The following is a 649-nucleotide window of genomic DNA, read 5'->3' as shown; positions in this document are numbered from 1 at the left end:
TGACGCTTGTCATCGTCGCCGCCCGCGCGGTCAACGCTATCCCGTAGAGGGACCAAACACAGAAACCAGAACCGCCACGTGGAGCGGACGAGATGCAAGCGCTCGAGCAGCATCTCTTCAACCTGACGCAAGCTGAGCGGAAAATCAACAGTAGAGCCRGACAGCGCGAACAGTTCTGCAGAAAGTTTAGCAGATAATCGAATTCACATTAGTYGCGTTTTCTCCGGGTACAACGCCACCTGCTACCAGGTCAGATGGGCTTTCAGCAACGCCTTGCGTCCTTCACCATAGGAACAAACGTAAACGCCCTGGCAGCCCGATACATAGTCCTTGTCGAACAGGTTGGTGACGTTCAGATCAACACCCCAATTGTTCTTCTTGTAGCCGAGTTTCAGATCCACCAAGGCCACATCGGGAACCTTCAACGTATTCAACTGGTCGGCATAGCTAGACCCGACATAACGTACACCGCCACCAAGTGCGAGGCCTTCAAGCGCACCATCGAGAACGGTGTACTGGGCAAAGAGCGAGGCCTGTACTTCAGGGATCAAATAGGGCTGCTTGCCGATCAGTGCCTCGTCGGCGTCTTCCTTCACTTTCAAGTCGAGAGCAGTAAAGGCGGCCGTCAGCCTCCAGGCTTCAGTGATGT

At 54.4% G+C, this 649-nt stretch carries 1 protein-coding gene; it reads right to left on the bottom strand.

Annotated elements, in window-relative coordinates:
* Nucleotides 1–242: 242 nt before the first annotated feature.
* Nucleotides 243–649, bottom strand: a 407-nt coding sequence (locus ACXJ5O_RS29050; protein WP_457302926.1) for a TonB-dependent receptor domain-containing protein, incomplete at its 5' end; no start/stop codon positions are given.

It is taken from the genome of Phyllobacterium sp. P5_D12 (assembly GCF_054049495.1).
The sequence above is the reverse complement of the archived record's forward strand: the minus strand, read 5'-3'. Positions and strand labels throughout refer to the sequence as shown.